Origin of the sequence: Mycobacterium sp. SMC-4 (assembly GCF_050205565.1) — a bacterium.
In the GTDB taxonomy this organism is placed as follows: Bacteria; Actinomycetota; Actinomycetes; order Mycobacteriales; family Mycobacteriaceae; genus Mycobacterium.
Map to the genome: position 1 here is coordinate 56,160 of NZ_JBNMQU010000015.1, position 26,737 is coordinate 82,896.

Consider the following 26,737-nt stretch of genomic DNA (forward strand, 5'->3'; position numbering starts at 1 on the left):
ACTGAGCGGCCGCCGATCATCACGCCAATGTGAAGCGTAACTTCACCTGAGAACGCAGTCAAACGCTACGTTATCTGGGTAATAAGTCTCAATAGTAAAGGACGATTCTTTTATGGCGGGCATGCGTGGGCCGTAAACGACACCGGCGGGGCCCTCAAACGAGGGCCCCGCCGGGGCGTCCACGACATCGGAGGGGGTCAGATGTCGAGGACGAGCCTGTCGCTGCGGCTCCGGGAGACGCAGATCATCATGCAGTCATTGCGTTCGCGTTCCTCGTGGGTGAGGACGTCATCGCGATGTTCGGGAATTCCGTCGAGAACCGGTGTTTCGCAGGTCCCGCACATGCCGGACTGGCACGAGGACATCACGTCGACACCGTGCGCCTCGATCGCCTCGAGCACGGTCTGGTCCGCAGGCACGGTCAATGTCACACCCTGCTGGGCCAATTCGACCTCGATCGGGGTGTTGACCCATTCGGTCTCGACAGTGCTGGAGCTGAAGCGTTCCAGCCGCAGCGCGCCGGCGGGCCAGGCCGTGCAGCGTTCTTCGACCGCGGTGAGCAGACCCTGCGGGCCGCAGCAGTACACCAAGGTGTCTGCCTGCGGGGTGCCGAGGATGTACTCCAAGTCCAGCAGTCCACGCTGTTCCTGCGCCCAGAACTCGACCCGGTCACCGTAAGGGGCCAGTTCATCGAGGAACGCCATGGATTCGGTGCTGCGGCCGCCGTAGAACAGCTTCCAGTTCGCGCCCGCAGCCTCTGCTTCGGCCAGCATCGCCCGGATCGGGGTGATACCGATGCCGCCGGCGATGAACAGGTAGTTCGGCGATGCAGTGAGCTGGAAATGATTTCGGGGTCCACGAATGCGGAGCTCGGCGCCCGGCTCGAGGGTGTCGTGCACGTAGATCGATCCGCCGCGTGATCGCTCGTCGGGCTCGCGGAGCACCGCGATGCGCCAGGTGTCCCGATCGCCGGGGTCACCGCACAGCGAGTACTGGCGGACCAGGCCGGAGGACATGATGAGGTCGATGTGTGAACCGGGTGTCCAATCCGGGAGTGGATGGTCCCCAACCTCTTTCAATGTCAGGGCGGCGACGCCGTCGGCAATGAAATCCTTGCCGGCCACGACGACGTCGGCCTCGTACTCCCGCATGACCAGGCGTACTGTGCTCCGACGTTCCAGGCAGTCAGCTTCTGACATCGGATCTACCACGTCACGGGCAGTGACTTCAGCCCGAAGATCTTGGCCTCGGTCTTCACCTGGATCTCCTCGCTGGGCACCGCGACCTTGAGGGTCGGGATGCGGCTGAACAGCGTGCTGATCACCGACTGCAGTTCCACCCGGGCCAGCGGGGCGCCGAGACAGACGTGGATGCCGTGCCCGAAGGCGACGTGACCTTTGGCGTCCGTGCGCAGGATGTTCAGGGTGTCGGGGTCCTCGAACTGTTTGGGGTCGCGGTTGGCCTTGTCCATGGCCACCATCACGATGTCGCCGGCCGGGATGGTGTGACCGGCGAGTTCCATGTCCTCGGTCAGGTAGCGGGGCAGATTTCCGATGATGTCGAGGAAGCGAAGCAGTTCCTCCACCGCGGCCGGCACCCGGGAGGGGTCCTGGCGCAGCAGTTCGAGTTGATCGGGATGCTCCAGCAAGGCATACACGCCCAGCGAGATCATGTTGCCCGTCGTCTCATGCCCGGCCATCAGCAGGAAGGCGGCCATGCCGGCCACCTCTGGAATCGAAAGGTCGCCACTACGAACGTGATTGAGCAGCAGACTGATCAGGTCGTCGCCCGGGTCGTCCATTTTGGAGACGGTGAGCTCTCCGAGATACCCCATCACCGATGCGACCGTCTCGGCCGCCTCTTCCGGTGTGGTGTCCAGGCGCAGGAACTTCACTGTCTCTTCCTGGAACCAATCGTGCCGCTCGTAGGGGATGCCCAACAATTCGCAGATCACCAATGACGGCAGCGGGAGCGCCAATGCCTGCACCAGATCGACGGGCCCGTCCTGCTCGAGCATCTGATCGATGAGCTTGTTCGTTATCCGTTCCACCGCCGGCCGCATGGCTTCCATGCGTCGCGGCGTGAACTCGCGGGAGAGCATCTTGCGCAACCGGGTCTGGTCCGGCGGATCCATCGCGATGAAGAAGCCGGGCAGTGGCTCGCCGCCCTCGTCGCCCCGGGACGGGTCGGGGATGTTGCGGACGCTGGAGCGCCGGTCGGCGAGCACCGCTTTGACATCGCTGTAGTCGGTGACCAGCCAGGCCGGGACGAGGTTCTTGAACGAGACCTTGCGGATGGGGCCACCGTCGGCGTAGTCATCCGCGGGCGCGAAGGGGCACTTCCGGGTGAACGGAAACACCGGCAGCACTTCGGAGTTGGTTGTCGTTGCGTCGGATTCGGCGGCCGAGGTCTGTTCGCTGGTGGTCACTTGAGGCCCTCCTGGAAAGTTGGGATCACACCGCTGGAAAATGAATGATCTCTGTCACAACAGTGATTGGCGATAGCATCACATACAAGTTTTTGGTCGTCAAGGAGGGCGTGGCGGGGCTGTTCGAGCGCGGGCGGCTGTGGATAGCCATAACTGTCATAAGATGCTGTTAACCTGCATAAATAGCGCATTCAAAGATAGCTGACCTTTTGATTGGAGCTTCCCGAGATGAGGTTCCGCCGACGCCTGTAGTGAATTCAGGTTCTGGGGCGAACTCGAACTGCCGCGAAACGGTGCGGCGTGGACGGGGGAGTGTGGCGAGGGTGGGTTGCCCCACCTCGCCTGGGTCGGGAGTGATTTGGGATTCCACCCATGATGGCTGACCTTTGCGATCGCAAGGCGGCCCGTGACGGTCGGCCGGGTGTGCCCTTGAACAGTTGATTACTCGATGTACCAGCTTATTTGATCATCTTGATACTGCGCCTGCAGTCACCACTTGGAAATCTTGCGTGAATCAGTATTCTGATGAATGTGGTGACGCTCATGATGTTCATCAGGAAGCGGTCCGATCTGTCCCGCGAAGAGTTCATCGAGTACTACGAGACTCGGCACATCCGGTTGATCGGCCGGCTTGTCGGCGGCCGGCCGGTTGCATACCGGCGGCACTACGGGGTCGGACCCGGCGAATCGGAGGCCTTGGTGCGCCGGCTCGCGGCTGCGCGCGGGGACACCGTCCTCACCGACTCCCTCATCGACCTCGCCGCGGTGACCGAGCTGACCTTCGAGCACCGTCACGAGGTCGAGGCGATGGTGGAGCGGATGCTCGCCGACGATGTGCTGCCCCAGGTGCTGGCCGACGAACAACGGTTCATCGCGCCCGGCGGCATCAGCTGGATGGTGGCCGAACCGCCTCGCCGCCCCACAGACACCGAGGAGATCCACGATGTACCCCGGTAAGCGAGCCGAGCAGTACCCGGACCGGATTGCCCTGGTGATGGCCGATTCCGGTGACAGTCTGACCTACGCGCAGTTCGAGGCGCAGGCCAACCAGTTCGCGCATTTCCTGCGTGACCACGGGGTGCGGCCGGGCGACCGCATCGCCTACATGTTGGAGAACTCTCTGACCAACGTGGTCGCGCAAGGTGCAGGCGAACGTACCGGCGTTTACTACACCCTGATCAACTTTCACCTGACCGCCGAAGAGGCGTCCTACATCGTCAACGACAGCGCCGCGCGGATCGTGGTGACCAGCCGCGCGGTGGCCGACGTCGCACGCCAACTGCCGCAGCGCTGCCCGAATGTCGAGCGCTGGGTGATGGTGGACAGACCCGACGAACTCACCGAGTTCGAGGACTACGCCGACGTCGTCGCGTCCTATCCGTCAACACCGGTCGACGGTGAGAAATTGGGCTTGGCGCTGCTCTATTCGTCGGGCACGACCGGCAAGCCCAAGGGCGTGTTGCGGCCGCGGCTGGATGTCGACCCGGCCGACCCGCTGCCGATCTTCCAACTGGTGCCGAAGGTGTATCACACCCGCCCGGACATGGTGTTTCTACAGCCGGCGCCGCTGTACCACTCCGGACCGCAGAGCGCCACGGCCGAATCGCTGCGTTGCGGCGGGACCTGCGTGATCATGCAGAAGTTCGACGCTGAGCGTTTCCTGCAACTGGTGGAGCAATACCGGGTCACCAATTCGCTTGTGGTGCCCACGATGCTGTCGCGCATCTTGCAACTCCCGGCCGAGGTGCGAGCGAAGTACGACGTGTCGAGCTTGGAAGCCATTGCGCACGGGGCCGCACCATGCCCGCCGTCGGTGAAGCGCGCGATGATCGACTGGCTGGGGCCGATTCTGTTCGAGTACTACGGCTCGACCGAAGCCAACGGCAGCGTCATCTGCGACTCGCATGAATGGCTGGCCCGTCCGGGCACCGTGGGTAAGCCGCTGGTGGGGGAGCTGTTCATTCTCGGTCCGGACGGCGAACAACTGCCCACCGGGGAGCCCGGTGTGGTGTGGATCAAGGGCGCCACCAACTTTCAGTACCTCAATGACCCGGAGAAGACGAGGGCGGCGCAGAGCGCCGACGGTGCGATGAGCACCAACGGCGACATCGGTTATCTCGACGAGGACGGATACCTGTACCTCACCGACCGCGTCGGCTTCACCATCGTCTCTGGCGGCGTGAACATCTATCCGCGCGAGATCGAGGACGTGCTGGCGGCGCATCCCGCGGTGGCCGACGTCGCGGTGATCGGCGTCCCGGACGAGGACATGGGCGAGGCGGTCAAGGCCGTGGTGGAACTTCGCGACGGCCTCGACGATGCGGCGGCTGCGAATATCGAGTCCACCCTGATCGAGTTCTGCCGAGGCCGGCTGGCGAAGTTCAAATGCCCGCGTTCGGTCGACGTGATCGACGCGATGCCCCGAAACACCAACGGAAAGCTCATGAAGACCGAGCTGATCAAGAGATACCGGACGTCGCAGCCGGTCTGACCGACCTTCCATCACAGAACCGAGGAGAGCATGAGCCGCAGCTACGCGGAGTTCGCCCGACCGTCCTACCGGGATACCCGATGGCTGGAGACGCATTGGTTCTCGGCGCTGACCACCGACGGCATACGCCTGCACTTCTGGATGGGCTTCCGGTTGAACACCGGTGTCGCAACGACGAAGGTGTACGCATTTTCGCAGTTCTGTGACTCGGTGCTGGACATGGAAATGTGCGACATGCAGTACAACAGTCCGATCGGTACGGCACGGCTGTCGGACTTCTCGCTGGAGTCGGGGGTGTCGGTGAAGGGCCGTCCGGCGCCGCAGACCTACGACCTGACCTACCGCTCGGCCTGTGGCCGGATGACCGCAGAGCTCACCTTCGAGGCGCTCATGGAGCCGGCGGATCTGTCGGCGACCAAGATTCCGGACGGCCCGGAGGGTTTCGTGGCGTTTCATCGTGGACCGCGCCTCGGAACACCGGCGAACCGGAACGGTACCGAGCCGTCCGGTCACATCGACCAAACCATGGCTGTCCGGGGCAGCGTCACCATCGACGGGGTGGTGCACGAAGTGGACTGTGTGGCCAACCGTGACCACTCGTGGAGCCCTCGCGCAGAGGTCCGTCACACCATTGGCACATTCGACCTGGTGCACTTCGGCGAAGAGCTCACCCTGCTCACCCACACCGGTGAATCTCCCGATGGTGAGCCCTACGTCTCGCATGGCTATCTGCTGCGGGACGGGGAATTCCGCGCGTTGAAGTCGGCGCAGGTCACCTACGATCGTGCGGGCCTGCGGATTGTCGGCTTCCGTTACCGGATCGTCGACGAGCACGACGTCGAATACCACATCACCGGACGTGCTCGTGGCTCAGCGGAGATCGACGGCGGGCAGAACATCTATCTGGTGATGGGTCTGTTCGACTGTGAATGGGGCGACCGGACCGGATACGGCGAGGTGCAGTGGCACGACTACATCGCCCGATTGCAGGGCGTGCGGGCGGCCGAGCGCGCTGCGCTTGGCCAGGCGTGCCCATGAGCGGACGGGCTCAGGGCATGCCCTGAGCCCTCCTGCTCAGGCCCCGGTGGCCGCCTTCTTGTAGTGCAGGGATGCCTGCCGGCCCACCGCGGCGCGCACGCTTTCGAGAAGCGTCGCAGCAGTTGCGGCATCGGCCGCCATCGGTGTCGCGGCGACCGGTGTGTTGCCCGCGCCGGATCGCAGGTCCACCGCGATATTGGCGAGAATGCCTGTCGAAGCCCATAGTTGGCCGCGGGCATACGGATCGTCGAGACGGCTCATGACGTCCGATTCCAAGGTGCGCACGATGGTGTCCAGCGCGACGGACATGTCGATGTAGTCCATGGTTGGTTCCTCCTCAGGGGTGCACGACGGGGATCGAGGCGGCTGAGCCCTCGAAGGCGTGGATCTTCTCCAGCAGCACGATGGACAACCGTCGATTGATATAGCTGGACAGCAGCGGACGTACGTCGCTGTAGTGGCCACTGGCCAGCAACGCAATCGCCTTGGCCTCCATGCAGATCCGTGACCAACCGGCGGCCACCTCCCACCAGATCAGGCGATCCTGGTCGATCGGACGGCCGCTCTTCTCGGCGTACATCCGCAGGAACTCGTCGCGCGGCAGAAGGCCCATCATCAGGTCGTCCGGTCTGACCGTGCCCATCAACGTCCACCCCAGATCGAAGTACGGATCGCCGGCTCCGGCCTCCTCCCAATCCAGCACAGCGGCGATGGTGTGCGTATCAGTCCACATGACGTTGCCCAAGCGGTAGTCGCCGTGCACGATCGTGGGGCGGTCGTCCTCATCCGGCATCCGCGCGATCAGCCAGTCGGTCAGGAAGACATGGAAATCGGGAAGCTGCAGGGACGTTTCCTGCACTGATCGGGTCCACCGATCGACCACCCCGGCAGGCGTCTTGGGCGGTGCCCAGTCCAGTACCTCGTGCGGGCGGGGCGCATCGACCAGCTGATGCAGGGCGACGAGCTGATCGATGTATGCCTGGGCCATGGCCTTCTTGGTGGCGTCATCGAGGCCGGGGGCGCCATCGCGCACCACGTGGCCGTCGACGGTTTCGGAGATCAGGTATCCCCGGCCGATACGGGGTTCGTGCGCGGCCGAGGCGATGACCCGTGGCACCGCAATGCCCTGTGTCGCCAGCCAGTTCCCCAGCGCTGCCTCACCTGAGGCGCTGTAGGGCTCCAGGGGGCCGTGCAGCGGGGGAATCCGAACGATCACCGAGTCGGCCCACGCCGGGATGTTGCCGACGTAGCGCAGGGTGGTCTGGGACAACCCGCCGCCCATCAGTTCTCGGCGTAGGTCCTCGACGCCGAGGCATTCGGCGACAACCGCATCCAGGGCATGCAAGTCGATTCCCCAGTGTTGTTCGGTTGTGTCGTCGTGCATTCGAACGTTCCTTTCAGGCACCGAAGCGCCTACATCGCAGCGGCCGGCGCCCTGAAGGGTAAATCGGTCCGGATGCGAGTCATGATTTCACCAGTGATGGTACTTCAGGGGAATTATGGGTCAACCGAATGATTCGTGTTCCCGTAGTTCTATCAGTGCGTTACCGGACGGCTGGGCCCGCTGGAGCGGGTCAGAATGTTATCCAGCCTTCTGTATCGACTGATAGTCTACGGACGGGGTGAGGCCCGGTGGGGCGGCAGTGGAGCGAGGGTAGTGGCCAAGTGACTCAATCGAGCGTCGCAGTGCGGCAGGACTCGCCGCGCAAGCTTCAGATCGTGGTGCAGGCCGGAACTCTCTTCCAGCAGCGTGGTTTCCACCAGGTCAGCATGGACGACATCGCCCAGGCGGTCGGACTGCGGGGGCCGGCACTCTACCGACACTTCCGCAGCAAGCAGGAACTGCTGGAGCGGATCGTCCTGGAGCAGATCACCGTATGCCTTGATGTCGCCGAAGCCGCCGCGAACGGCGGTGGGTCACCGGAGCAGCGTTTCGAGCGATTCATCGGAGATCTGGCCAGGTTGGCCCTTGACCGTGACGAAATCATGCTGTGGCGCAGGGAACGTCGCCGACTCGATGAACCGGCCCAGGCCGAGTTCCGGCGGAGGGCGCGCAGACTCCGGACGTGCGCATCCGGAGTGCTGCGGGATGTTCGTCCGGATCTCGGCGACGACGAGATCGAACTGCTCAGTTGGGCGCTGTTGTCGACTTTCGCGCACACCAAGGGGTTTCGCCGAACTGCCGACTCTGCGGGTGGCCGCCAGCGGGGTTTGGGCGTGCTGGTGCAGATGGCGAAGGCCGTCGCATACTGCGATCTGCCTGTCGTACATGAGGGCGATTCACACACGGCGGCAGGTGAATATGTTCCGTTGGGGCGACGCGAACGCATCCTCGAGACGACCACGCGGCTGTTCGACGACCGTGGGTTCGTCGAGGTCAGCATCGAGGATATCGCCACAGCTTCCGATACCGCCATCGCGACCATCTATCAGTACTTCGAGAACAAGGTCAGCCTGCTGTACACGATCCTCGACCGAGGGATCGAGGGAGTCAACTACCTCACCACCCACCTGCTGGCCGGGATCGAGTCAGATGACGCGGTGATCGACGTGCTGATAGCCAACTACGTCGATCTCGCGATGGGGCCGCACCGGCGGATGTTCGGAATCTTCGACGAGGAGATCATGGCGTTGCCCGAGCAGCAGCGCGCCGCGCTGCTGCTTGCGCACCGCGGGCACATCGACGAGTGGGTGGGCGCGCTGCAACGCGTACGCCCGGAGTTGACCGTGTTCGAATCCCGGGCGCGGGCCCGAACCGCCACTGGTGTGGCCTCCGACATTGCGCAGACCGTACATCTGCGGGAGCGCTCGAACACGCGCCGTGCGCTGACCGCGATCCTCTCGGCCATCGCCCGTTGCTAGCCCGCCGTGTGAATTGAGCTTTCGTTTTATGTCGGCATCTGGGTGGGCATAGAGCCCTATATGACCGGTTATATCCGCGAAACCTTGGCGCATGGACGTTCCGATGTTAGGTTGAATTCTAGTTATTGTCCTGATGGTTGACGGTCTCGACGTCGACGTCCAGCGAGGAAGTAGCGAACGTGAAGGTCAGTCGCCCCCGACTCTCCCCGGACCTCGGTGTGCTCCGAAATGCTCTGCAGGAAGCCGGTATTGCCACCCTGCTGCCGGTACTCACCCAGCTCACCGGCAATGAGCGCTGGATTTCCGACCAGTTCCGCGTCGCGCGTCCCGTCGGATTCGTCGACGACCCGTCCGGCGGCCTGTCCGAGGAACTGCAACACGAGGTTCGCGAGGCTGCCGCCGAGGCGGTACTCGCCTGGGCCGCGGGTGCGCCGGTACAACTGCCGGACCCGGATGCGGCGACGTTCGCCCGGTTGATGTCTGCGGCCATCGGGCAGCGGGTGCCCGAGGATTACTCGCCGATGATCGCCGAGCAGATCGGGCTGCGTCCGTTCGTGCCGGAGCGTGCGGAAATTGCAGAGGGCGCCGAAATCTTGAACGTCGCGGTGATCGGTGCCGGCGTGTCCGGAATCGTGATTGCTCGCGCGCTCGAAGCCGCCGGGATTCCGTACACGGTGTACGAGAAGAACGAGGAAGTCGGCGGAACCTGGTGGGAGAACCGCTATCCGGGCGCCAGGGTGGATGTACCGAGCAACCTGTACTCCTTTTCGTTCAACACGAAGGCCTGGTCCGAGCATTTCAGCAGAAGGGATGAGATCGCCGACTACATGATCGCCACGTCGACGGAACTCGGGATCCGTCACGCGATCCGATTCGGTCACGATGTCCGGTCGGTGCGCTGGGACGAGGGGGCGCAGGTGTGGCATCTGACCGTCGTCGCCGACGGACAGACTCAGGAGGTGACCGCCCGCGCGGTGATCACGGCCGTCGGTCTGCACAACCGACCGAAGTATCCCGACATCCCCGGTCTGGACGAGTTCACAGGTGACGTCGTACATTCGGCCGCTTGGCCGGAAGGCCTCGACCTGACGGGCCGGCGGGTCGGGGTGATCGGTGCGAGCGCCAGCGCCATGCAGGTCGTCACGGCCACCGTGGACACCGTCGAGCACGCCACCATCTTTCAGCGTTCCCCGCACTGGATCGTGCCCAACGAGATGTACTTCCAGCCTGTGTCGGAGCACACCAACTGGCTGTTGGAGAACGTGCCGCTGTACTGGGAGTGGAACCGGTTCCGGCTCTACTGGATCTACACCGAGGGTATGTTCCCGGCCCTGGTGGTGGACCCGGAGTGGGACCGCAGCAAGAATTCGGTCAACTCCTACAGCGAGGCGATCCGTCGCTTCTATACCTCCTACCTGCACCAGAAACTCGCAGATCGTCCCGATCTGATCGAACGCACCACACCGTCCTTCCCGCCGTTCGGGCGGCGCATCCTGCTGGACAACGGTTGGTTCGATGCGCTGCTGCGCGACGACGTCGACCTGGTCACCGAAAAGATCACGCACATCGATGAGCGCGGCATCGTCACCGCAGACGGCGTGCACACCGACGTCGACACGATCGTGCTGTGTACCGGATTTCAGCAACAGCGGTTCCTGTATCCGCTGGAGGTGCTCGGGCGCGACGGACGCAGCTTGCGCGACGAATGGCACGACGACGACGCGCGCGCCTACCTCGGCCTGACCACACCGGGTTACCCGAATCTGTTCTACCTGTTCGGGCCCAACACCAACCCGCCGGGCGGCAGCTTCATCAATCTCGCCGAAGCGCAGGCCCGTTACATCGTCGAGATGCTGACCACCATGGTGTCGGAGGGGCTCACCGCGGTGGACTGCCGCCGGGACGTCTTCGACGAATACAACCGTCGGCTCGACGAAGCCAACAGCACAATGGTTTTCGCCCAGGACGGTGTCGAGAGCTATTACCGCAACTCCACGGGCAGGGTCGTGACCAACTCGCCGTGGACGGTGCTGCAGTACTGGACCATGACGCGGCACCCGGATCTGGCGGACTACGAACTCACCGCGGCCGCTGCGCCCGAACGGGTACCGGCATCGTGACGGCACAACCACGCGTGATCGATGCCGTGGTCGATGCGTACTCGTTCGCGACGACCGACGCGACCATCGAGCAGGTGCGTGACGGCTATGACCGGAGCATGGCTCGGGCCGGGCTACCGGCTGGGGTGTCGGCCGGCCCGGGCGAGGTCGCCGGTGTGCCGGGCACCTGGTTTCGGCCCGCGAGCCGCTCGGGACCGACCATCCTGTTCCTGCACGGCGGGGGATATCTGTTCGGTTCCAGCCGCAGCCACGGCCCACTGGCGGGCCACATCGCCGACGCCGCCTCGGCGGAGGTGTTCGTCGCGGACTACCGCCTGGCGCCGGAGCAGCCGTTCCCGGCAGCCCTCGACGATGCCGCCTCGGTGCTGTATGAGCTGATCGCACGTGTGGGCTCCGAGAACGTGGTCATAGCAGGTGATTCCGCCGGCGGTGGGCTCGTTCTGGCGACCTTGCTGGCGGCCCGCGAACGTGGGCACGAGTTGCCGCGCGCCGCCGTCGCGCTGTCGCCGTGGACCGACCTCGCGCTGGCGAGCCCGTCGGTGACCGAACGCGCCGACGTCGATCCACTGATGACGCGGGAGCAGTTGGAAGCCAACGCCGCCGGCTACCTCGGCTCCCACGACCGCCGCGACCCGCTGGTGTCGCCGGTGTACGGGGATCTGTCCGGGCTGCCGCCGGTCTACCTACAGGTCGGCACGGAGGAGATCCTGCACGACGACACGATGCGGGTCGCCGAGGCCATCCGGGGCGTTGGCGGCGAAGTCCGCGTCGACGTGCAGGACGGGATGCCGCACGTGCACCAGATTCTGCTGTGGCGGCTGCCCGAGGCGGCCGTCGCGATCTCACACATCGGGAATTTCATCAACGATCTCGCCATCACCACCGGGTAAAGGACGACAGCACATGGCAACTGAGGCCGACAAGGAATCGCAGATGATCGACGTCCTGGTCATCGGCGCCGGCATATCGGGCATTTACCAGCTTTACAAGCTGGCGCAGACCGACCTGTCCTTCCGGGCCGTGGAGGCCGGCGCCGGGGTGGGTGGCACCTGGTACTGGAACCGTTACCCGGGCGCCCGATTCGATTCCGAGAGCTACACCTACGCGTACTTCTTCTCCAAGGAACTGGCGCAGGAGTGGCGCTGGACCGAGCATTTCGCCGGACAACAGGAAATCGAGCGCTACCTCAACACCGTTGTCGACAAGTTCGACCTGCGCCGGTACATCACCTTCGAGGTGCGCGTGGTGTCGGCGACGTGGAGTGAATCCGACCGGGCCTGGACCACTGCGTTGTCGGACGGCAGCACCATCCGGTCCCGCTTCGTGGTGACCGCGATCGGCATCCTGTCCGCGCCGCAGTTCCCGTCGGTGCCCGGACTCGACGAGTTCGAGGGCGAGGCTTATCACACCGGGCTGTGGCCGCACCATGAGGTGGATTTCACCGGCAAGCGGGTCGCGGTGATCGGCACCGGTTCCAGTGGTGTGCAGGTCATCTCGGCGATCGCCGAGCAGGTCGGGTCGCTGACGGTGTACCAGCGCACCCCCAACTGGTGCACGCCGTTGAACAACAGCCCGATCACCGCTGATGAGCAGCAGCAGATCACCGCATCCTTCGAACAGATGCACGCCGACCTGATGGGCTCCTTCGCCGGATTCGTGCACAGTTTCAGCCCCGACGATCCGTCCACGCTGACACCTGAGCAGCGTCGGGAGTACTGGGACACGCTCTTGGCCGCACCGGGTTTCGCCAAGTTCCTGGGCAACTACGTGGAAGTCATGACGGACAAGGACTTCAACGCCGAGTTCAGCGCCTTCCTGGAAACCAAGATCCGGGCCCGCGTCAAGGACCAGGCGATCGCCGACAAGCTGGTGCCCGACCACGGTTACGGCGTCAAGCGGCCTCCGTTCGAGACCGGCTACTACGAGGTCTACAACCTGCCGCACGTCTCATTGGTCGACATGCGGGAGACGCCCATCGAGCGCATCACCGCCCGTGGCATCGTCACCTCCGCAGGTGAACGCGAGTTCGACATCATCGTCTATGCCTCCGGATTCGACGCGATCACCGGCGCGTTCGACCGGATCGAGATCGCCGGCACCGAGGGCACCCTCAAGGATTACTGGGCCGACGGGCCGCACACCGTGGCCGGCGCGGCGAGCCCCGGGTTCCCGAACCTGTTCTTTCTGGTCGGCCCGCACAGCTCCGGCGGCAACGTGCCGCGAATCTCGGAGCGCCAGTGCGACTTCGTCAACGAGGTCATCGGTGAGGCGGTTCGCCGGGGTGCCACCCGCGTCGAGGCCAGGCCCGAGGCCGAGGAGGCCTGGACCGCGCACGTCTACGAGCTGAACCACGGCACCCTGGGCGCCCAGGCCGCGCTCGACTACACCTACGGCGTAAACACCCCGGGCAAGACGGTCACCTTCCGTCACTACGACGGCGGACTGTCCGGCTTGACCGCCAAGCACGCCGAGATCGCAGATTCGGGCTATGCCGCGTTCGAGTTCAGTTGAAAACCCTGGTCACTCAGTCGACTTCAGTAAGGACATCAGCCATGACCGCAGAACTTGACGGCAAAGTCGCTTTCATCACCGGTGCCGCACGCGGTCAGGGCCGCACTCACGCGGTCGCGCTCGCGCAGGCGGGCGCCGACATCATCGCCGTCGACCTGGCCGGACCGCTACCCGGTGTCCCGTACGACTCACCGACGCCCGCGGATCTCGACGAGACCGTCGACCTGGTCAAGGCCACGGGCCGTCGGATCGTGACCGAACAGGTCGACGTGCGCGATCTGGAGGGGATGCGGGCCGCGGTCGCACGAGGCGTCCTCGAGCTCGGTGGTCTGGACGTGGTGGTGGCCAACGCGGCGATCTGTGTCCCGGCCCCGTGGAATCTGACCAAACCCGAAGTGTTCCGCGACACCCTGGACATCAATGTCACCGGTGTCTGGAACACCGTGATGGTCTCGGCGCCGCACCTCGTGGAACGCGGTGCCGGCTCGATCATCCTGATCAGCTCGTATGCCGGGAAAAAGGTGCAGCCGTTCATGGTGCCCTACACCACCAGCAAGCACGCGGTGGTCGGCATGACCCGGGCCTTCGCCGCCGAGCTGGGCCGACATCGGGTACGGGTCAACAGCATCCACCCGGGCGCGGTCGACACCCCGATGGGCTCGGGGGACATGATCGCCCAACTCACCGCCGCCGGCGAGACCAATCCATCCCTGATGGGCATGGGCACACCGTTCCTACCGGACTTCTCCACCGAACCCGAGGCGATCTCGCAGGCGGTCCTGTTCCTGGCCTCCGATGCGTCGTCGTACATCACTGCTGAGCACATCAGCGTCGACGGTGGGGCGCAGTACTTCTGATGCGTGCCGTACAACTCGTCGAGCCCACGGTGGTCCAGCTCGTCGACATCTCGGTGCCCGAGATCGGACCTGACGATGTGCTGCTGCGGGTGGCCGCAGCAGGACTGTGCCATTCCGACCTGCACGTCGTGCACAACCCCCAACGGCTCTTTCCCCGCCCGGTGACACTCGGGCACGAGGTGACCGGAACCGTCGCGGCAATCGGTGCCCGCGTGCGTGGCTGGGCGGAGGGACAGCAGGGCATCGTGCACCTGTGCTGGTCGTGCGGGCAGTGCCGAAACTGCCTGGCCGGTGCCGACAACGTGTGCCTCCGGTGGGGACGGCGGGCGCAACCGCCGGCGCCCGGACTCGGGCCCGACGGTGGGATGGCCGAGTTCATGCGGGTGCCGGCACGATTCCTGGTGGACCTCGAGAGCTTGGACCCGGTCACCGCAGCGCCGCTGGCCGATGCCGCCATGACGGCCTATCACAGCATCCGCAACAGCCACGACGTGCTGACACCGGGGGCTACCGCGGTGGTCATCGGCATCGGCGGCCTCGGTCACTGCGCGATCCAGATTCTGCGGGCCACCTCGGCGGTACGCGTCGTCGCTGTCGATGTGGCGGCAGACAAGCTGGCCGCAGCGACCTCCTACGGCGCGCATGCGACGGTGCCGGCCGGACCGGATGCAGCAGCGGCCATCCTGGAGATGACCGAAGGCCTGGGCGCCGCAGCGGTCTTCGACTTCGTCGGTAACGGGGCCAGCCTGCAGACCGCTGCAGAATGCGTGGCGCCCAATGGCATGGTGCAGATTGCCGGTCTGGCCGGTGGGCAGGTGCCGATCGCGGCCGAGCCGCGCGACGGTCGCGGGTGGCCGTGGGGAGCGTCGGTGCGGACGTCCTATGGCGGGACGCGCAGCGACCTCATCGAGTGTGTTGCCTTGGCTCGGGACGGACTGCTGGGCATCGAAGTCGAGCGCTATGCACTCGACGACGCGCTGCAGGCGTTCGCGCGTCTGGAAGCGGGCCAGGTGACCGGCCGCGCCGTCCTGGTACCCGGAGCGGGCTAGCAGATCCGCGTCAGATACCGATCGACACTCCGACACTCCGACAGGGCGGGTAACCGGGGGGCGACGGGCCGGCGCCTGACGGCTCCGCGCCGGACCCACGGGCCGAGACTTCCGGACAGCATTCTTGTCAGAACGAAGATTTACTAAGTAAGTCGCGAGCTCACTGATGGCGGCGCCGGGCGGATGTCGAGTGCGCACGCGCAGTCTGACCAAATTCGCAGTTCATAGGCGTCAATATCAGTGACCCTGGCGGTCGGATCGATCGTGCTGAAAAGGCGGCCAGTTAAGCCCGCTTGACGGTCGAAATTCGCATGTGCGATGCTATCGCGGATTACAGTTGTGATCGGGAACACTCAGGTTCCCGCGGTGTGAGGGCCCCACCGGACGTATGTGAAAGGCAATAAGTTGACTGAGGTCGCACAGAATTGTTCTTCACAATCTGGTCGACGCCGGAACACCGGCAGCGTCGGATCGAGGCCGGCGTGACCACCGCTGCAGGAGCCCGCCGCCCCGGCGACCGGCTACGCGCGATCTCGTCCGCCCGCGCTGCCGGGCCGGTTCGCGCGCTCGGCGACTTCTTCGCAATGGCGCTGGACACCCTGGTGTGCATCCCGCGCAGGCCGTTCGCGTGGCGGGAGTTTCTGGAACAGTCCTGGTTCGTCGCGCGAGTGTCGTTGGTGCCCACGCTGATGCTCGCCATCCCGTTCACCGTCCTGCTGATCTTCACGTTCAACATCCTGTTGCTCGAGTTCGGTGCCGCGGACTTCGCGGGCACCGGCGCCGCCTACGGAACGGTCACGCAGATCGGCCCGGTGGTCACAGTGCTCGTCGTGGCGGGTGCCGGGGCGACGGCGATGTGCGCGGACCTCGGCGCGCGCACCATCCGCGACGAACTCGACGCTCTGCGCGTGATGGGTGTCGACCCGATCCAGTCGCTGGTGGTACCCCGCGTTCTGGCCGCCACCTTCGTTGCCACCTTGTTGTCCTCGGTGGTGATCCTGGTGGGACTCGTCGGGGGATTCGTCTTCTCGGTGTTCATCCAGCACGTGACACCCGGTGCGTTCGTCGGCGGCCTGACCGTGATCACCGGAGCTGACGATGTCGTCATCTCGCTGATCAAAGCCGCACTGTTCGGGCTCGCAGCCGGGCTGATCGCCTGCTACAAAGGGATTTCGGTGGGTGGCGGTCCCGCCGGGGTCGGTAACGCGGTCAACGAGACCGTCGTCTTCACCTTCGTCGCGCTGTTCGCGATCAACATCATCGCCTCGGCCGTCGGGATCAAGGCGACGCTATGACCGCGGGCACTCCGAGCAGACTTCATCCGCGGCTCCGGCGCATCCTCGCCGGGTGGGTGGACGGCCTGAGCCGGATCGGCACACAGGCGCAGTTCTACTTCCAGACCCTCGGGTCGACCAAAGATGTTCTCCTGCATTACAAGAAAGAGCTGTTCCGGCTGATCGCGCAGATGAGCCTCGGCGTCGGCGCGTTGGCCGTCATCGGTGGCACGGTGGTGATCGTCGGTTTCCTGACCCTTTCCACGGGCGCGTTGGTTGCCGTCCAGGGATACAACCAGTTCGCCGAAGTGGGTGTCGAGGCACTCACAGGGTTCGCATCCGCATACTTCAACGTGCGTCTGATCGGGCCCGTGATTGCCGGCATCGGACTGGCCGCCACCATCGGCGCCGGCGCGACAGCGCAACTGGGCGCGATGCGGATCAATGAGGAAATCGACGCCCTGGAGGTGATGGGGGTGCGCTCAGTTGCCTACCTCGCGTCGAGTCGGGTGCTGGCGGGGGTGATCGTGGTGATCCCGCTGTACTGCGTTGCCGTGCTGTCGGCGTTCTGGGCTGCCCGCTTCGGCACGATCGTGATCTACGGCCAGTCTTCGGGTGTCTACGACCACTACTTCACCACCTTCCTCAACGGCACCGACATCATCTGGTCGTTCTTCCAGGCCATCGCGATGGCAGTGGTGATCATGTTGGTGCACACGTACTACGGTTTCACCGCCTCCGGCGGGCCCGCAGGTGTCGGGGAGGCGGTCGGCCGTGCGGTGCGCACCTCGTTGATCGCGGCAGTCCTGGTGGTCCTGTTCCTCTCCCTGGCCATCTACGGCCAGTCCGGCAACTTCAACCTGGCTGGGTGATCCCATGGCGCACAGCAGTAGTCGAGGTCGCGTGCACCCGTTGTGGTGGACCGCCGCATTGTTCGCGACCGTCATCGGACTGGTCCTGGTGTGTTCGGCGGCCTTCGCCGGAACCTTCCGTCGGTACGTGCCGGTCACATTGACCTCCGACCGTTCCGGGCTCGTGATGGAGTCGGGCGCGAAGGTGAAGCTGCGCGGTGTCGAGGTGGGCAGGGTCGCCGGCATCGTCGGGGGACACCCCACCGTGGCGCTGGCGTTGGAGATCGATCCCGACAAGGCCGGGTACATACCGGCCAACATCGAGGCCGAGATCGCAACGACCACCGCGTTCGGCGCCAAGTACGTCGACCTGATCTACCCGGACCAGCCCAGCGCACAACGACTCACCACGGGCGCGGTACTGCAGTCCCGCAATGTGGCCACCGAGGTGAACACGGTGTTCGACAACCTGGTCGGGCTGTTGAACGAGATCGACGTGTCGAAGCTCAACGCCGTGTTGACCGCGGTCGCTGACGGAGTCCGCGGCCAGGGCGAGCGCATCGGACGGGCGACCACCGACGCCAACGAGGTGCTGTTGGCCATCAATCCGAAGATGGACCGCGTAGGCGAGAACTGGGTCTCCTTCCGGGATGTCAGCGACACCTACAGTTCCGCGGCCGCGGACATCCTGGCCACCTTGGACGCCGCCACCGTCACCAGCGGCACGATCGCCGAGCATGCGCAAGACCTGGATGCCCTGCTGTTGAGCTCGATCGGGTTCTCCAACAGCGGAATCGATCTCATCGCTCCGAACCGGGACAACCTGATCAACGGGATCAACATCCTGGAGCCAACCACGAGCCTGTTGCTCAAGTACGACCCGATCTACACCTGCCTGCTGCAGGGCGCGAAGTTCGCCCTCGACAACGGGGCCTACGAAAACATCGGCGGCAACGGACGTTCGGTGGTTCAGGACGTCGGACTGCTCATGGGCGACGACCCGTACAAGTATCCCCAGCACCTACCCAAGGTGGCTGCCACAGGCGGTCCCGGAGGTCAGCCGGGCTGCGGCTCGCTGCCGGACGTGAGCAAGAACTTCCCGGTGCGGTACCTGGTGACAGACACCGGATTCGGCACCGGACTCGACATTCGACCCAACCCCGGGATCGGCTTCCCCGGATGGGTCAACTACTTCCCGGTCACCAAAGCGGTCCCGGAACCACCTCGGGTCCGCCACCCCGGCGGTCCTGCTCCGGGACCCGCTCCCGCTCATCCCGGCGGGGCACCCTACGGCGCCGCCCTGTACGGGCCGGACGGAACTCCGCTCTGGCCGGGGGTACCGCCCGCCCCGGCAGCCCCAGCGCCGTCACCAGATGGGGTTGCACCGCCGGTACTCCCGGCCGAAGCAGCAGCGCCTGCACAGACGAGCCCGTCACCATGAGCACCGAGGACCACCAGTGAGAACCAATCTGCGACGTGTAGTCGTCAATCTGACGGTGTTCGTGGCCCTGTGCCTGGTCGCGACATTCGGTCTGATGGCGATCTTCGCCAATCTGCGATTCTCCTCCGAACAGGTTTACAAAGCCGAGTTCACCGATGTCAGTGGGCTGGAGGTGAACGACTTCGTTCGGATCGCAGGTGTCGAGGTCGGACAGGTCAAGGCCATTTCGGTAGAGGCCTCGGGGGACTCCAGTGCCCGCGCGATCGTCGAATTCTCGGCAGACCCTTCCGTCGCACTCACCGACGTCTCGAAGGCCCAAATCCGTTGGGAGAACCCGATCGGGGACCGTTACATGGCCCTGTTGGAGGGGTCGGGGGGCGGCGAGCGCCGGCTCGAGCCGGACGAAACGATTCCTGCTTCGAGGACGGAACCGGCGCTCGACCTCGACACGCTCCTGGGCGGCTTCCGTCCACTGTTCCGAGCGTTGGATCCCGAGCAGGTGAACACGCTGTCGAGCGCACTCATCCAGGCTTTCCAGGGGGAGGGCGTCACGATCAGGTCATTCCTGAGCCAAGCGGCGCTCGTCACGAACACCCTCGCCGATCGGGACGTGCTGATCGGCGAGGTGATCGGGAATCTGAACTCTGTTCTGGGTACCTTCGGCGGACAAACCGAGCAGTTCGCCAAGGCGGTCGACTCCCTGTCCCTTCTCATCGAGGGATTGGAGGGCCGCAAGACCGAGGTCACCAACGCGATTGCGTACACCAACGCGGCCTCGGCGACCGTCGCCGACCTGCTGATGCAGGCGCGTGCGCCGTTCAAGGAGACCGTCGCACAGTCCGACCGGACCACCTCGCTCGTTCTCGCCGATCACGAGTACTTCGACGGACTGCTCAACATGTTGCCCGATGCCTACAAGAAGCTGTCCCGGCTCGGCAGCCGCGGTGACTTCATCCCCGAGTACCTGTGCTCCCTGTCGCTGAAGGTGAACGGGAAGGGCGGGCAACCGGTCTACGTCAAGCTCACGGAACAGACAACAGGTCGGTGCGCTCCGAAATGAAACCCTTCGCTGAACGCAACCCATTCGTCATTGGCCTGATCGGCATGACAGCGACGGCCGGCATCGCCGTCGTCGCGCTGCAGTACGACAAACTCCCCTTCGGTACCTCGGCCGAGGATCACTCCGCCTACTTCGCCGAGGCCGGCGGGCTGCGTACCGGTGCGCCGGTACAGGTGGCCGGCTTCCGGGTCGGGCAGGTGTCGGCAGTGAAGCTCGACGGTGACCGGGTCCGAGTCGATTTCGACGTCGACGACGACATCCGTCTCGGCGATCTGACTGAAGCACACGTCCGGACCAAGAGCCTGCTCGGATCGAAGGTCCTCGAAGTCACACCGCGTGGCGAGGGCCACCTGAGCGCGCCGATCCCGTTGGAACGCACGCGATCTCCGTACCAGCTCCCCGATGCACTGGGCGATCTGTCGTCGACGATCAGCGGGTTGGACACCGACACCGTGTCCGACTCCCTCGCCACGCTCGCCGAAACCTTCGCCGACACCCCGCCGGATCTGAAGGAGGCAGTCGAGGGTGTGGGCCGTTTCTCGCGGAGTCTCGGTGAACGGGACGGACAGTTGCGAACGCTGCTGAGCAACGCGAGCAAGGCGACCGGGGTCCTGTCCGAGCGCGCCGAAGAGATCGCCGGACTGGTCGCCAACAGCAATGCACTTCTGGCTGAGCTTCGCGGGCAGAGCGCTGCGCTGGAACAGATTTCGCGGAACCTGTCGAACCTCGCGCAGCAGTTGTCGACCTTCATCGACGAGAACCGTCAGCAGATGCGTCCCGCTCTGGACAAGCTCAACGGAGTCCTGACGATCGTCGACAACCGCAAGGAACGCGTGATGACGGCGATCAAGTACCTCAACCAGTACACGATGTCGCTGGGTGACGCGGTCGGCTCTGGACCGTTCTTCAAGGCGTACCTGTCCAACCTGCCCGGTCAGTTGATTCAGCCGTTCATCGACGCCGCGTTCTCCGACCTGGGGCTCGACCCGAATGTGCTTCCGCCGTCTCAGCTGTCGGATCCGCAGACCGGTCAACCCGCCACTCCCGCACTGCCCGTTCCCTTCCCGCGCACGGGTCAGGGTGGAGAGCCCCACCTCACCGTTCCGGATGCGATCACGGGCAAGCCAGGCGATCCCCGATACCCCTACCGGGAGCCCGAGCCGGCCCCTGCTCCGGGCGGACCGCCGCCGGGCCCGCCTGCACTGTGGCCTGAGGGTCAGCAGCCTTCTGCGATCCCGAGCCCGCCGCCGGTACAGGTACCGGCATCCGATGAGGCGCCGTCGCTACACGGACCTGCAGGAGGAGGACAGTGACGCGAAACCGTGCTCTGAGAATCGGATTGACCGTCGCGGCGGTGGTCGCCGTGGTCCTCGGCGGTGTGGCGGTCCTTCGCTCCCTCAACCAGGCCGGCAGGACCCATCTCACCGCCTACTTCGACAACAGCAACGGCCTTTTCGCAGGGGACGAAGTCCGCATCCTCGGTGTCCCGGTGGGTGCGATCGAGACCATCGAACCGGAGCCCGAACGGGTGAAGGTGACGTTCTGGGTCGACGGCGAACACAAGGTGCCGTCCGACGTGAAGGCTGTGATCGTGTCGCCGCAACTGGTCACCGCACGTGCCGTTCAACTCACCCCCGCGTACACCTCGGGCCCGGTGATGGACAACGGAGCGGTCATTCCGCTCGAGCGCACCGCAGTCCCCCTGGAATGGGACGACCTGCGCATACAACTGGAGAAGCTCACCGACGCGCTGCAACCGAAGCAGCCCGGTGGCGTCAGCACTCTCGGCCAATTCGTCAACACGGCAGCGGACAACCTGCGTGGACAGGGTGCCAACATCCGCGAGACGATCACGGTGATGGCGCGCGCCCTGTCCGCGCTCGGCGATCACAGCGAGGACACCTTCGCCACACTGCGGAATCTCGCGGTGGTGGTCTCCGCTCTCGAGGACAGCTCGGATCTACTCGCCCAACTCAACCGCAACATGGCCGCGGTCACAGGACTTCTCGCCGACGACCCGGGTGCTGTCGGAAATGCTGTGCAAGATCTCAACTCGGTCGTCGCAGAAGCTACCGAGTTCGTCAGAGAGAACCGCGAAGCAGCTGGACTGGCCACGGACAAGTTGGCTGCCATCACGTCAGCGGTCAACGGAGGCCTTGACGACGTCAAGCAGGCGCTGCACGCGTTTCCGAATGCCGTGCAGAACTTCGCGAACGTCTACCAACCTTCGCAGGCTGCGTTGACCGGAATGCTGGCGGTCAACAACCTGGCCGATCCGGTTGCCCTCCTGTGCGGCTCGGTCGAGGCGGCCTCACGGGTCAACGCCGTGTACTCGTCGAAGCTGTGCGCGCAGTACCTCGCACCGATCGTGAAGAACCGTCAGATGAACTTTCCGCCGCTCGGCGAGAACCTGTTCGTCGGTCAGTCAGCTCGACCCAATGAGCTGACCTACAGCGAGGACCGCCTGCGTCCGGACTATGTGCCGCCGCAGGCGCCATCGAAGCCGCCACAGCAGCCGGCGCCGGTCGAGGCAGACGCGCCCACGGGGCTACCCGGAATGCTGCTGCCCGCGGAAGGACGATGATCGTGTCCAAGACGAGTGGGAAGCTGCGAGTCCGCGCCTTCGGTGTGATCGCGGTGATCACCGTGTTGGTGCTCACCGGTTGTGAATGGCGTGGGCTGAACTCCTTGCCCATGCCGGGTACCGAAGGCGGCGGCCCCGGTTCCTACGTGGTGCAGGCCCAACTGCCCGACGTGGGGACCATCGAACCCAACTCGCGTGTCCGCGTCGGCGACGTCAACGTCGGGACGATCACGAAAATCGAACGTCAAGGCTGGCACGCGCTGGTCACCATTCGGCTCAACGGTGATGTCGAGTTGCCCGCCAACGCGACAGCCACCGTGGGTCAAACCAGCTTGCTGGGTTCGCTGCACGTCGAACTCGCGCCCCCTGCCGATGCCGAACCGCAGGGCAAGCTCACCGACGGCTCGCTGATCCCGCTGAACGCAGGCTCGTCCTACCCGAACACCGACCAGACCCTCTCGGCGTTGTCGTTGTTGCTCAACGGTGGCGGTATCGGCCAGATGCAGGACATCACCGCGGCGCTGGCGACGGCGTTCACCGGCAGGGAAAGTGAACTGCGCAGCCTGATTCAGCAGACCGACCAATTCGTCGGACGGTTGAACGGTCAGACCGGCGACATCATCGCCGCCACCGACAGCTTCAACAACCTCGTCGGGCAGCTCTCGGAACAGAAGCCGGTGCTGGACAACGCGATGCAGACCATCCCGAACGCCTTGGAAGTCCTCAGCGACAATCGCCAGAACCTGACCGAGGCGGTCGACGGCTTCGGCAAGTTCAGTGCGTTGACCGCGGACGTGGTCAACCAGACCAAGACGAACCTGGTGTCCGAAATGAAGGCGGTAGGCCCTGTGCTGAGTTCATTCGCCGATGCGGGGCCGGCCATGACCAGGTCGCTGAGCCTGCTGACGACTTTCCCGTGGCCGATCGAAAGCATCGACAAGGTCGTGCGCGGGGACTATCTGAACACCGATGTGATCTTCGATCTGACGTTGAGTCGACTCGGCGACGGGCTGCTCAACGGCACGCGGTTCGAAGGCGACCTCACCGAATTGGAGATGCAGTGGGGCCGAACGATCGGGCAAATCCCCAGCCCGTACACAGCCGGAAACCCCTTGGTGGCGCCCTACCAGCACAATCAGGGGCCATGACATGCTGACCACGCGAATCAAGCTGCAGCTGTTGATCTTTGCGGTCGTGGCACTGACGGCCAGCAGCATCATGGCGTTCGGCTACATCAAGGTCCCGGCAATGCTGGGTATCGGCCGGTACACGGTGACCGTGCAACTCCCACAGGCAGCCGGCCTCTACGAAAGCGCCAACGTCATGTACCGCGGCACCAGAATCGGGCGTGTCGCCGAGGTCCGTTTGACCGACGACGGCGGGGTCGAGGCGGTGTTGTCGATGGACTCGGGCACCGAGGTGCCGTCGGACCTGGTCGCCGAGGTGCACAGCACCTCAGCGATCGGCGAGCAGTACGTCGCGCTGGTCCCCAACGGATCCGATTCGGTGCCACTGAAGGACGGCGACGTGATCCCCGTCGACCGCGCGTCGACGCCACCGCCGATCAACGCATTGCTCGATGCGGCGAACCGGGGTATCCAGGCGATTCCGGGTGACAACGTCAAGACCGTCGTCGATGAGAGTTACACCGCTGTCGGGCGCCTCGGGCCCGAGTTGTCACGCATCGTGCAGGGATCGACGCAGTTGGCATCGGATGCCCGGGCGAACCTCGACTCACTGCTGACGTTGATCGACCACGCCAAGCCGCTGATGGATTCGCAGACGCAGACCGCGGATTCGATCAACGCGTGGGCTTCACACCTTGCTGATCTGACGGCGCAGGTTCGCGATGTCGACCCGGCCGTGGCCGGCTTGCTCGAGCGCGGTGGTGATGCGACGGAGGAAGGCAGGCAACTGTTCGACCGGCTGAAGCCGACTTTGCCGACGTTGATGGCCAACTTGGTGAGCGTCGGTGAGGTCGCGGTGGTTTATCAGCCCGCAATCGAGCAGGTGCTGGTGTTGGAACCGCAACTCGTCGCCAGCCTGCAGGGTGCGTTGCTGGCGAACAAGAATTCCAAGCGCAAGTCACCGGGCTTGTACGTGAGCTTCAATCTCAACCTGAACCTGCCGCCGCCGTGCACCACGGGGTTCTTGCCGGTGGATCAGCAGCTGACCCCGAACGTCGAGACCTCTGCAGATCTCCCTCCCGGAGACCTCTACTGCCGGATACCGAAAGACTCCTGGAATGTGGTGCGAGGCAACCGCAACTATCCGTGCCTGACCCGGCCCGGCAAGCGGGCACCGACGGTGAAGATGTGCGAGAGCGACGAGGAGTACGTGCCGCTCAACGACGGCTTCAACTGGAAGGGCGATCCGAACGCCACACTGTCGGGGCAGGGCATCCCACAGTTGCCGCCGCCGCCTGCGCAGCCGCCGGCACCGATCGCGGTGGCGCAGTACGACCCAGCCACCGGCGAGTACGTGGCACCCGACGGAAAGATCTACACCCAAGCCGACTTGGCTCAGCAGACAGAAGGCAGGACATGGGAGAGCATGATGATCCCTCCGGCGGCACGTTGACCCAGACAACCGGCGCACAGCGGGTTCCGCCCTGGCGGTCGGCCGTCGCGGTGTGCCTGGTGGCGTTGGCAGCGCTCGGTGGTCTCGGGGGCTGGATGGGGTATCGGCTCATCGAGGAGCGTCAAGACGCGGCCGAGCAGAGCCAGTTCCTGGAAGCAGCGCGGCAGGGCGCAGTCAACTTGACCACGATCGGTCACGCCACGGTCGATGCCGACGTCAAGCGGATCATCGACTCGTCGACCGGTGTGTTCCGCGAGGACTTCGAGAAGCGTGCTGTGCCGTTCGCTGAGGTGGTCAAGCAGGCACAGTCGGTGTCTGAGGGTTCGGTGACGTCGGCAGCCCTCGAAACACGAGAGGGCGACACTGCGCGCGTATTGGTGGTGATGTCGGTGAAGATGTCCAGTGCTGGTGCACCGCAACAGGAGCCGCAGATCTGGCGGATGCGCGTCGGCGTTCAACGCAGCGATGGCGCCACCCGGGTGTCGGACGTGGAGTTCGTGTGATGACGCTGCAGGTCGATGACTGTGTGGAAGCCGCGGAGAACGCGGAGGCAACGGCCGGGGAGCCGGATGGGGTGAAGGAACGGCCCTGGACCCGAGTCCTCGCCTATGTTGTGCTGCCGCTGCTGGTGCTGGCTGCCGCTTCGGGGGTCGGCTTCTTGAAGGTACGTACCGAGACGGCGGCGTCGCCGACGAACGGTGCCTCCGCGGAGGCCGTCGTCGCGGCGACGGAGGGCACGGTGAAGATGCTGTCCTACCGGTCCGGCCATGTGCAGGAGGACCTGACCGCTGCGAGCGAGCGGATGACTGGCGGATTCCGCGACGAATTCACCACGTTGATCACCGAGGTCGTCATTCCCGGCGCCGAGGAGAAGCAGATCTCGGCGGTCGCGACCGTACCCGCCGCAGCGCTGGTGTCGGCAGACGGTGACCGAGCGCAGGTACTGGTGTACATCAACCAGACGACGACCGTGGGAGCCGAGCCGCCGACCGATACCCGGTCCAGCGCCCACGTCGAGATGGCGAAGGTCGGAAGCTCCTGGCTGATCGCGGGTTTCGAGCCGATATGACGATGACGGAGGTCCCCTTGAGACGACAGACGGCGCGGTGGGCGGCCGCCGTGGCACTTCCGGTATGCCTGGCCCTCGGCGTGACAGTGCCCACGGCGTCTGCAGACAACCGAAGGTTCAACAGCAGCGTGGTCGAGAATGTCTACGCCATCCAACGCGAAGCCGGTTGCGAGGGCGAATTGAACGTCAGCCCCCAACTGCTGCTGGCCGCCGAGTGGCATGCACGCGACCTGATGGGGAATCGACATCTCAATGCGGATGTGGGCTCAGACGGTTCCACACCGCAGCAGCGCGCGGAGGCGGCCGGCTTCAACGGAACCGTCGCGCAGACCATCGCGATTCATCCGGCCTTGGCGATGAGCGGGATCGAGCTGCTCAATCTGTGGTTCTACAACCCCGCCTACCACGCCATCATGGCGGACTGCACACATACGCGCATCGGAGTCTGGTCAGAGAACAGCCTGGATCGCACCGTGGTCGTCGCTGTCTATGGCCGACCGGACTGACGCTCGGCCATAGACA

24 protein-coding genes are annotated in these 26,737 nt (G+C 64.8%); 20 read left to right on the forward strand and 4 right to left on the reverse strand.

From position 1 onward, the window contains the following. Positions 1 to 197 precede the first annotated feature (197 nt). Positions 198 to 1,199 carry a PDR/VanB family oxidoreductase gene (locus tag ACQI46_RS23260; protein WP_427096415.1) on the reverse strand — a complete coding sequence of 334 codons (1,002 nt, stop codon included), beginning with the start codon at positions 1,197 to 1,199 and terminating at the stop codon, positions 198 to 200. A 5-nt stretch (positions 1,200 to 1,204) separates the two neighbouring features. After that, a complete protein-coding gene (locus ACQI46_RS23265) occupies positions 1,205 to 2,428 on the reverse strand; it encodes a cytochrome P450 (protein WP_427096416.1) in 1,224 nt (407 codons plus the stop codon). A gap of 531 nt (positions 2,429 to 2,959) precedes the next feature. On the opposite strand from ACQI46_RS23265, the gene ACQI46_RS23270 reads away from it, so the two are divergent. Genes ACQI46_RS23270 through ACQI46_RS23280 form a run of 3 tightly spaced genes read left to right on the forward strand, consistent with a single transcriptional unit; the run spans position 2,960 to position 5,957 of the window. After that, positions 2,960 to 3,385 (forward strand): EthD domain-containing protein, encoded by a 426-nt coding sequence (locus tag ACQI46_RS23270; RefSeq protein ID WP_427096417.1) that lies wholly within the window; start codon positions 2,960 to 2,962, stop codon positions 3,383 to 3,385. Beyond that, on the forward strand, positions 3,372 to 4,919 hold the full coding sequence (locus tag ACQI46_RS23275; RefSeq protein WP_427096418.1) for an AMP-binding protein: 1,548 nt from the start codon (positions 3,372 to 3,374) through the stop codon (positions 4,917 to 4,919). Before ACQI46_RS23270 ends, ACQI46_RS23275 begins: the two co-directional genes overlap by 14 nt. Positions 4,920 to 4,949: 30 nt before the next feature. Next, positions 4,950 to 5,957, forward strand: a complete 1,008-nt coding sequence (locus tag ACQI46_RS23280) for a DUF7064 domain-containing protein (protein ID WP_427096419.1) — start codon at positions 4,950 to 4,952, stop codon at positions 5,955 to 5,957. Positions 5,958 to 5,993: 36 nt separating this feature from the next. On the opposite strand, the gene ACQI46_RS23285 is transcribed toward ACQI46_RS23280, so the two are convergent. Both ACQI46_RS23285 and ACQI46_RS23290 read right to left on the reverse strand, forming a co-directional pair. Beyond that, a complete protein-coding gene (locus ACQI46_RS23285; RefSeq protein WP_427096420.1) occupies positions 5,994 to 6,281 on the reverse strand; it encodes a hypothetical protein in 288 nt (95 codons plus the stop codon). A gap of 13 nt (positions 6,282 to 6,294) precedes the next feature. Then, complete coding sequence (locus ACQI46_RS23290) at positions 6,295 to 7,341, reverse strand: phosphotransferase family protein (RefSeq protein WP_427096421.1); 1,047 nt, start codon at positions 7,339 to 7,341, stop codon at positions 6,295 to 6,297. A gap of 281 nt (positions 7,342 to 7,622) precedes the next feature. On the opposite strand from ACQI46_RS23290, the gene ACQI46_RS23295 reads away from it, so the two are divergent. From ACQI46_RS23295 to ACQI46_RS23375, 17 genes are all read left to right on the forward strand, one after another. Beyond that, positions 7,623 to 8,819 (forward strand): TetR/AcrR family transcriptional regulator, encoded by a 1,197-nt coding sequence (locus ACQI46_RS23295; RefSeq protein ID WP_427096422.1) that lies wholly within the window; start codon positions 7,623 to 7,625, stop codon positions 8,817 to 8,819. A 179-nt stretch (positions 8,820 to 8,998) separates the two neighbouring features. After that, positions 8,999 to 10,939 (forward strand): FAD-dependent oxidoreductase, encoded by a 1,941-nt coding sequence (locus ACQI46_RS23300; RefSeq protein WP_427096423.1) that lies wholly within the window; start codon positions 8,999 to 9,001, stop codon positions 10,937 to 10,939. Then, a complete protein-coding gene (locus ACQI46_RS23305) occupies positions 10,936 to 11,829 on the forward strand; it encodes an alpha/beta hydrolase (RefSeq protein WP_427096424.1) in 894 nt (297 codons plus the stop codon). The genes ACQI46_RS23300 and ACQI46_RS23305 overlap by 4 nt, the downstream gene beginning before the upstream one ends. A gap of 13 nt (positions 11,830 to 11,842) precedes the next feature. After that, entirely contained in the window at positions 11,843 to 13,450 is a 1,608-nt protein-coding gene (locus ACQI46_RS23310) for a flavin-containing monooxygenase (RefSeq protein ID WP_427096425.1), read from the forward strand. 41 nt (positions 13,451 to 13,491) lie between these two features. Next, positions 13,492 to 14,307 (forward strand): mycofactocin-coupled SDR family oxidoreductase, encoded by an 816-nt coding sequence (locus tag ACQI46_RS23315; protein WP_427096426.1) that lies wholly within the window; start codon positions 13,492 to 13,494, stop codon positions 14,305 to 14,307. After that, the gene (locus ACQI46_RS23320) at positions 14,307 to 15,356 is read left to right on the forward strand and encodes an NAD(P)-dependent alcohol dehydrogenase (RefSeq protein ID WP_427096427.1); all 1,050 of its coding nucleotides are present in this window, start codon (positions 14,307 to 14,309) and stop codon (positions 15,354 to 15,356) included. Before ACQI46_RS23315 ends, ACQI46_RS23320 begins: the two co-directional genes overlap by 1 nt. 584 nt (positions 15,357 to 15,940) lie before the next feature. Continuing rightward, positions 15,941 to 16,651, forward strand: coding sequence for an MlaE family ABC transporter permease (locus tag ACQI46_RS23325; protein ID WP_427096492.1), 711 nt, complete (start codon positions 15,941 to 15,943; stop codon positions 16,649 to 16,651). Then, positions 16,648 to 17,502, forward strand: coding sequence for an ABC transporter permease (locus tag ACQI46_RS23330; RefSeq protein ID WP_427096428.1), 855 nt, complete (start codon positions 16,648 to 16,650; stop codon positions 17,500 to 17,502). The genes ACQI46_RS23325 and ACQI46_RS23330 overlap by 4 nt, the downstream gene beginning before the upstream one ends. Positions 17,503 to 17,506: 4 nt before the next feature. Then, positions 17,507 to 18,922, forward strand: a complete 1,416-nt coding sequence (locus tag ACQI46_RS23335; RefSeq protein ID WP_427096429.1) for an MCE family protein — start codon at positions 17,507 to 17,509, stop codon at positions 18,920 to 18,922. A gap of 16 nt (positions 18,923 to 18,938) precedes the next feature. Continuing rightward, a complete protein-coding gene (locus ACQI46_RS23340) occupies positions 18,939 to 19,982 on the forward strand; it encodes an MCE family protein (protein ID WP_427096430.1) in 1,044 nt (347 codons plus the stop codon). Further along, the gene (locus ACQI46_RS23345) at positions 19,979 to 21,295 is read left to right on the forward strand and encodes an MCE family protein (protein ID WP_427096431.1); all 1,317 of its coding nucleotides are present in this window, start codon (positions 19,979 to 19,981) and stop codon (positions 21,293 to 21,295) included. The genes ACQI46_RS23340 and ACQI46_RS23345 overlap by 4 nt, the downstream gene beginning before the upstream one ends. Then, the gene (locus ACQI46_RS23350) at positions 21,292 to 22,566 is read left to right on the forward strand and encodes an MCE family protein (protein ID WP_427096432.1); all 1,275 of its coding nucleotides are present in this window, start codon (positions 21,292 to 21,294) and stop codon (positions 22,564 to 22,566) included. The genes ACQI46_RS23345 and ACQI46_RS23350 overlap by 4 nt, the downstream gene beginning before the upstream one ends. Beyond that, positions 22,563 to 23,714 (forward strand): MCE family protein, encoded by a 1,152-nt coding sequence (locus ACQI46_RS23355; RefSeq protein WP_427096433.1) that lies wholly within the window; start codon positions 22,563 to 22,565, stop codon positions 23,712 to 23,714. Before ACQI46_RS23350 ends, ACQI46_RS23355 begins: the two co-directional genes overlap by 4 nt. Position 23,715: 1 nt before the next feature. After that, the gene (locus ACQI46_RS23360) at positions 23,716 to 25,146 is read left to right on the forward strand and encodes an MCE family protein (protein ID WP_427096434.1); all 1,431 of its coding nucleotides are present in this window, start codon (positions 23,716 to 23,718) and stop codon (positions 25,144 to 25,146) included. Then, positions 25,110 to 25,649, forward strand: a complete 540-nt coding sequence (locus tag ACQI46_RS23365) for a mammalian cell entry protein (protein WP_427096435.1) — start codon at positions 25,110 to 25,112, stop codon at positions 25,647 to 25,649. Before ACQI46_RS23360 ends, ACQI46_RS23365 begins: the two co-directional genes overlap by 37 nt. After that, complete coding sequence (locus ACQI46_RS23370) at positions 25,649 to 26,215, forward strand: hypothetical protein (RefSeq protein ID WP_427096436.1); 567 nt, start codon at positions 25,649 to 25,651, stop codon at positions 26,213 to 26,215. The genes ACQI46_RS23365 and ACQI46_RS23370 overlap by 1 nt, the downstream gene beginning before the upstream one ends. Beyond that, positions 26,212 to 26,721 carry a CAP domain-containing protein gene (locus ACQI46_RS23375; protein WP_427096437.1) on the forward strand — a complete coding sequence of 170 codons (510 nt, stop codon included), beginning with the start codon at positions 26,212 to 26,214 and terminating at the stop codon, positions 26,719 to 26,721. Before ACQI46_RS23370 ends, ACQI46_RS23375 begins: the two co-directional genes overlap by 4 nt. The last annotated feature ends 16 nt before the right edge of the window (positions 26,722 to 26,737 follow it).

Excerpts from the sequence above, each read along its gene's own strand:
- ACQI46_RS23370 (WP_427096436.1), top strand. The coding sequence starts at position 25,649 with ATGACGCTGCAGGTCGATGACTGTGTGGAAGCCGCGGAGAACGCGGAG.
- ACQI46_RS23310 (WP_427096425.1), top strand. The coding sequence starts at position 11,843 with ATGGCAACTGAGGCCGACAAGGAATCGCAGATGATCGACGTCCTGGTC.
- ACQI46_RS23290 (WP_427096421.1), bottom strand. The coding sequence starts at position 7,341 with ATGCACGACGACACAACCGAACAACACTGGGGAATCGACTTGCATGCC.
- ACQI46_RS23335 (WP_427096429.1), top strand. The coding sequence starts at position 17,507 with ATGGCGCACAGCAGTAGTCGAGGTCGCGTGCACCCGTTGTGGTGGACC.
- ACQI46_RS23275 (WP_427096418.1), top strand. The coding sequence starts at position 3,372 with ATGTACCCCGGTAAGCGAGCCGAGCAGTACCCGGACCGGATTGCCCTG.
- ACQI46_RS23325 (WP_427096492.1), top strand. The coding sequence starts at position 15,941 with ATGGCGCTGGACACCCTGGTGTGCATCCCGCGCAGGCCGTTCGCGTGG.
- ACQI46_RS23330 (WP_427096428.1), top strand. The coding sequence starts at position 16,648 with ATGACCGCGGGCACTCCGAGCAGACTTCATCCGCGGCTCCGGCGCATC.
- ACQI46_RS23260 (WP_427096415.1), bottom strand. The coding sequence starts at position 1,199 with ATGTCAGAAGCTGACTGCCTGGAACGTCGGAGCACAGTACGCCTGGTC.
- ACQI46_RS23365 (WP_427096435.1), top strand. The coding sequence starts at position 25,110 with ATGGGAGAGCATGATGATCCCTCCGGCGGCACGTTGACCCAGACAACC.
- ACQI46_RS23355 (WP_427096433.1), top strand. The coding sequence starts at position 22,563 with ATGATCGTGTCCAAGACGAGTGGGAAGCTGCGAGTCCGCGCCTTCGGT.
- ACQI46_RS23360 (WP_427096434.1), top strand. The coding sequence starts at position 23,716 with ATGCTGACCACGCGAATCAAGCTGCAGCTGTTGATCTTTGCGGTCGTG.
- ACQI46_RS23280 (WP_427096419.1), top strand. The coding sequence starts at position 4,950 with ATGAGCCGCAGCTACGCGGAGTTCGCCCGACCGTCCTACCGGGATACC.
- ACQI46_RS23375 (WP_427096437.1), top strand. The coding sequence starts at position 26,212 with ATGACGATGACGGAGGTCCCCTTGAGACGACAGACGGCGCGGTGGGCG.
- ACQI46_RS23315 (WP_427096426.1), top strand. The coding sequence starts at position 13,492 with ATGACCGCAGAACTTGACGGCAAAGTCGCTTTCATCACCGGTGCCGCA.
- ACQI46_RS23285 (WP_427096420.1), bottom strand. The coding sequence starts at position 6,281 with ATGGACTACATCGACATGTCCGTCGCGCTGGACACCATCGTGCGCACC.
- ACQI46_RS23345 (WP_427096431.1), top strand. The coding sequence starts at position 19,979 with ATGAAACCCTTCGCTGAACGCAACCCATTCGTCATTGGCCTGATCGGC.
- ACQI46_RS23320 (WP_427096427.1), top strand. The coding sequence starts at position 14,307 with ATGCGTGCCGTACAACTCGTCGAGCCCACGGTGGTCCAGCTCGTCGAC.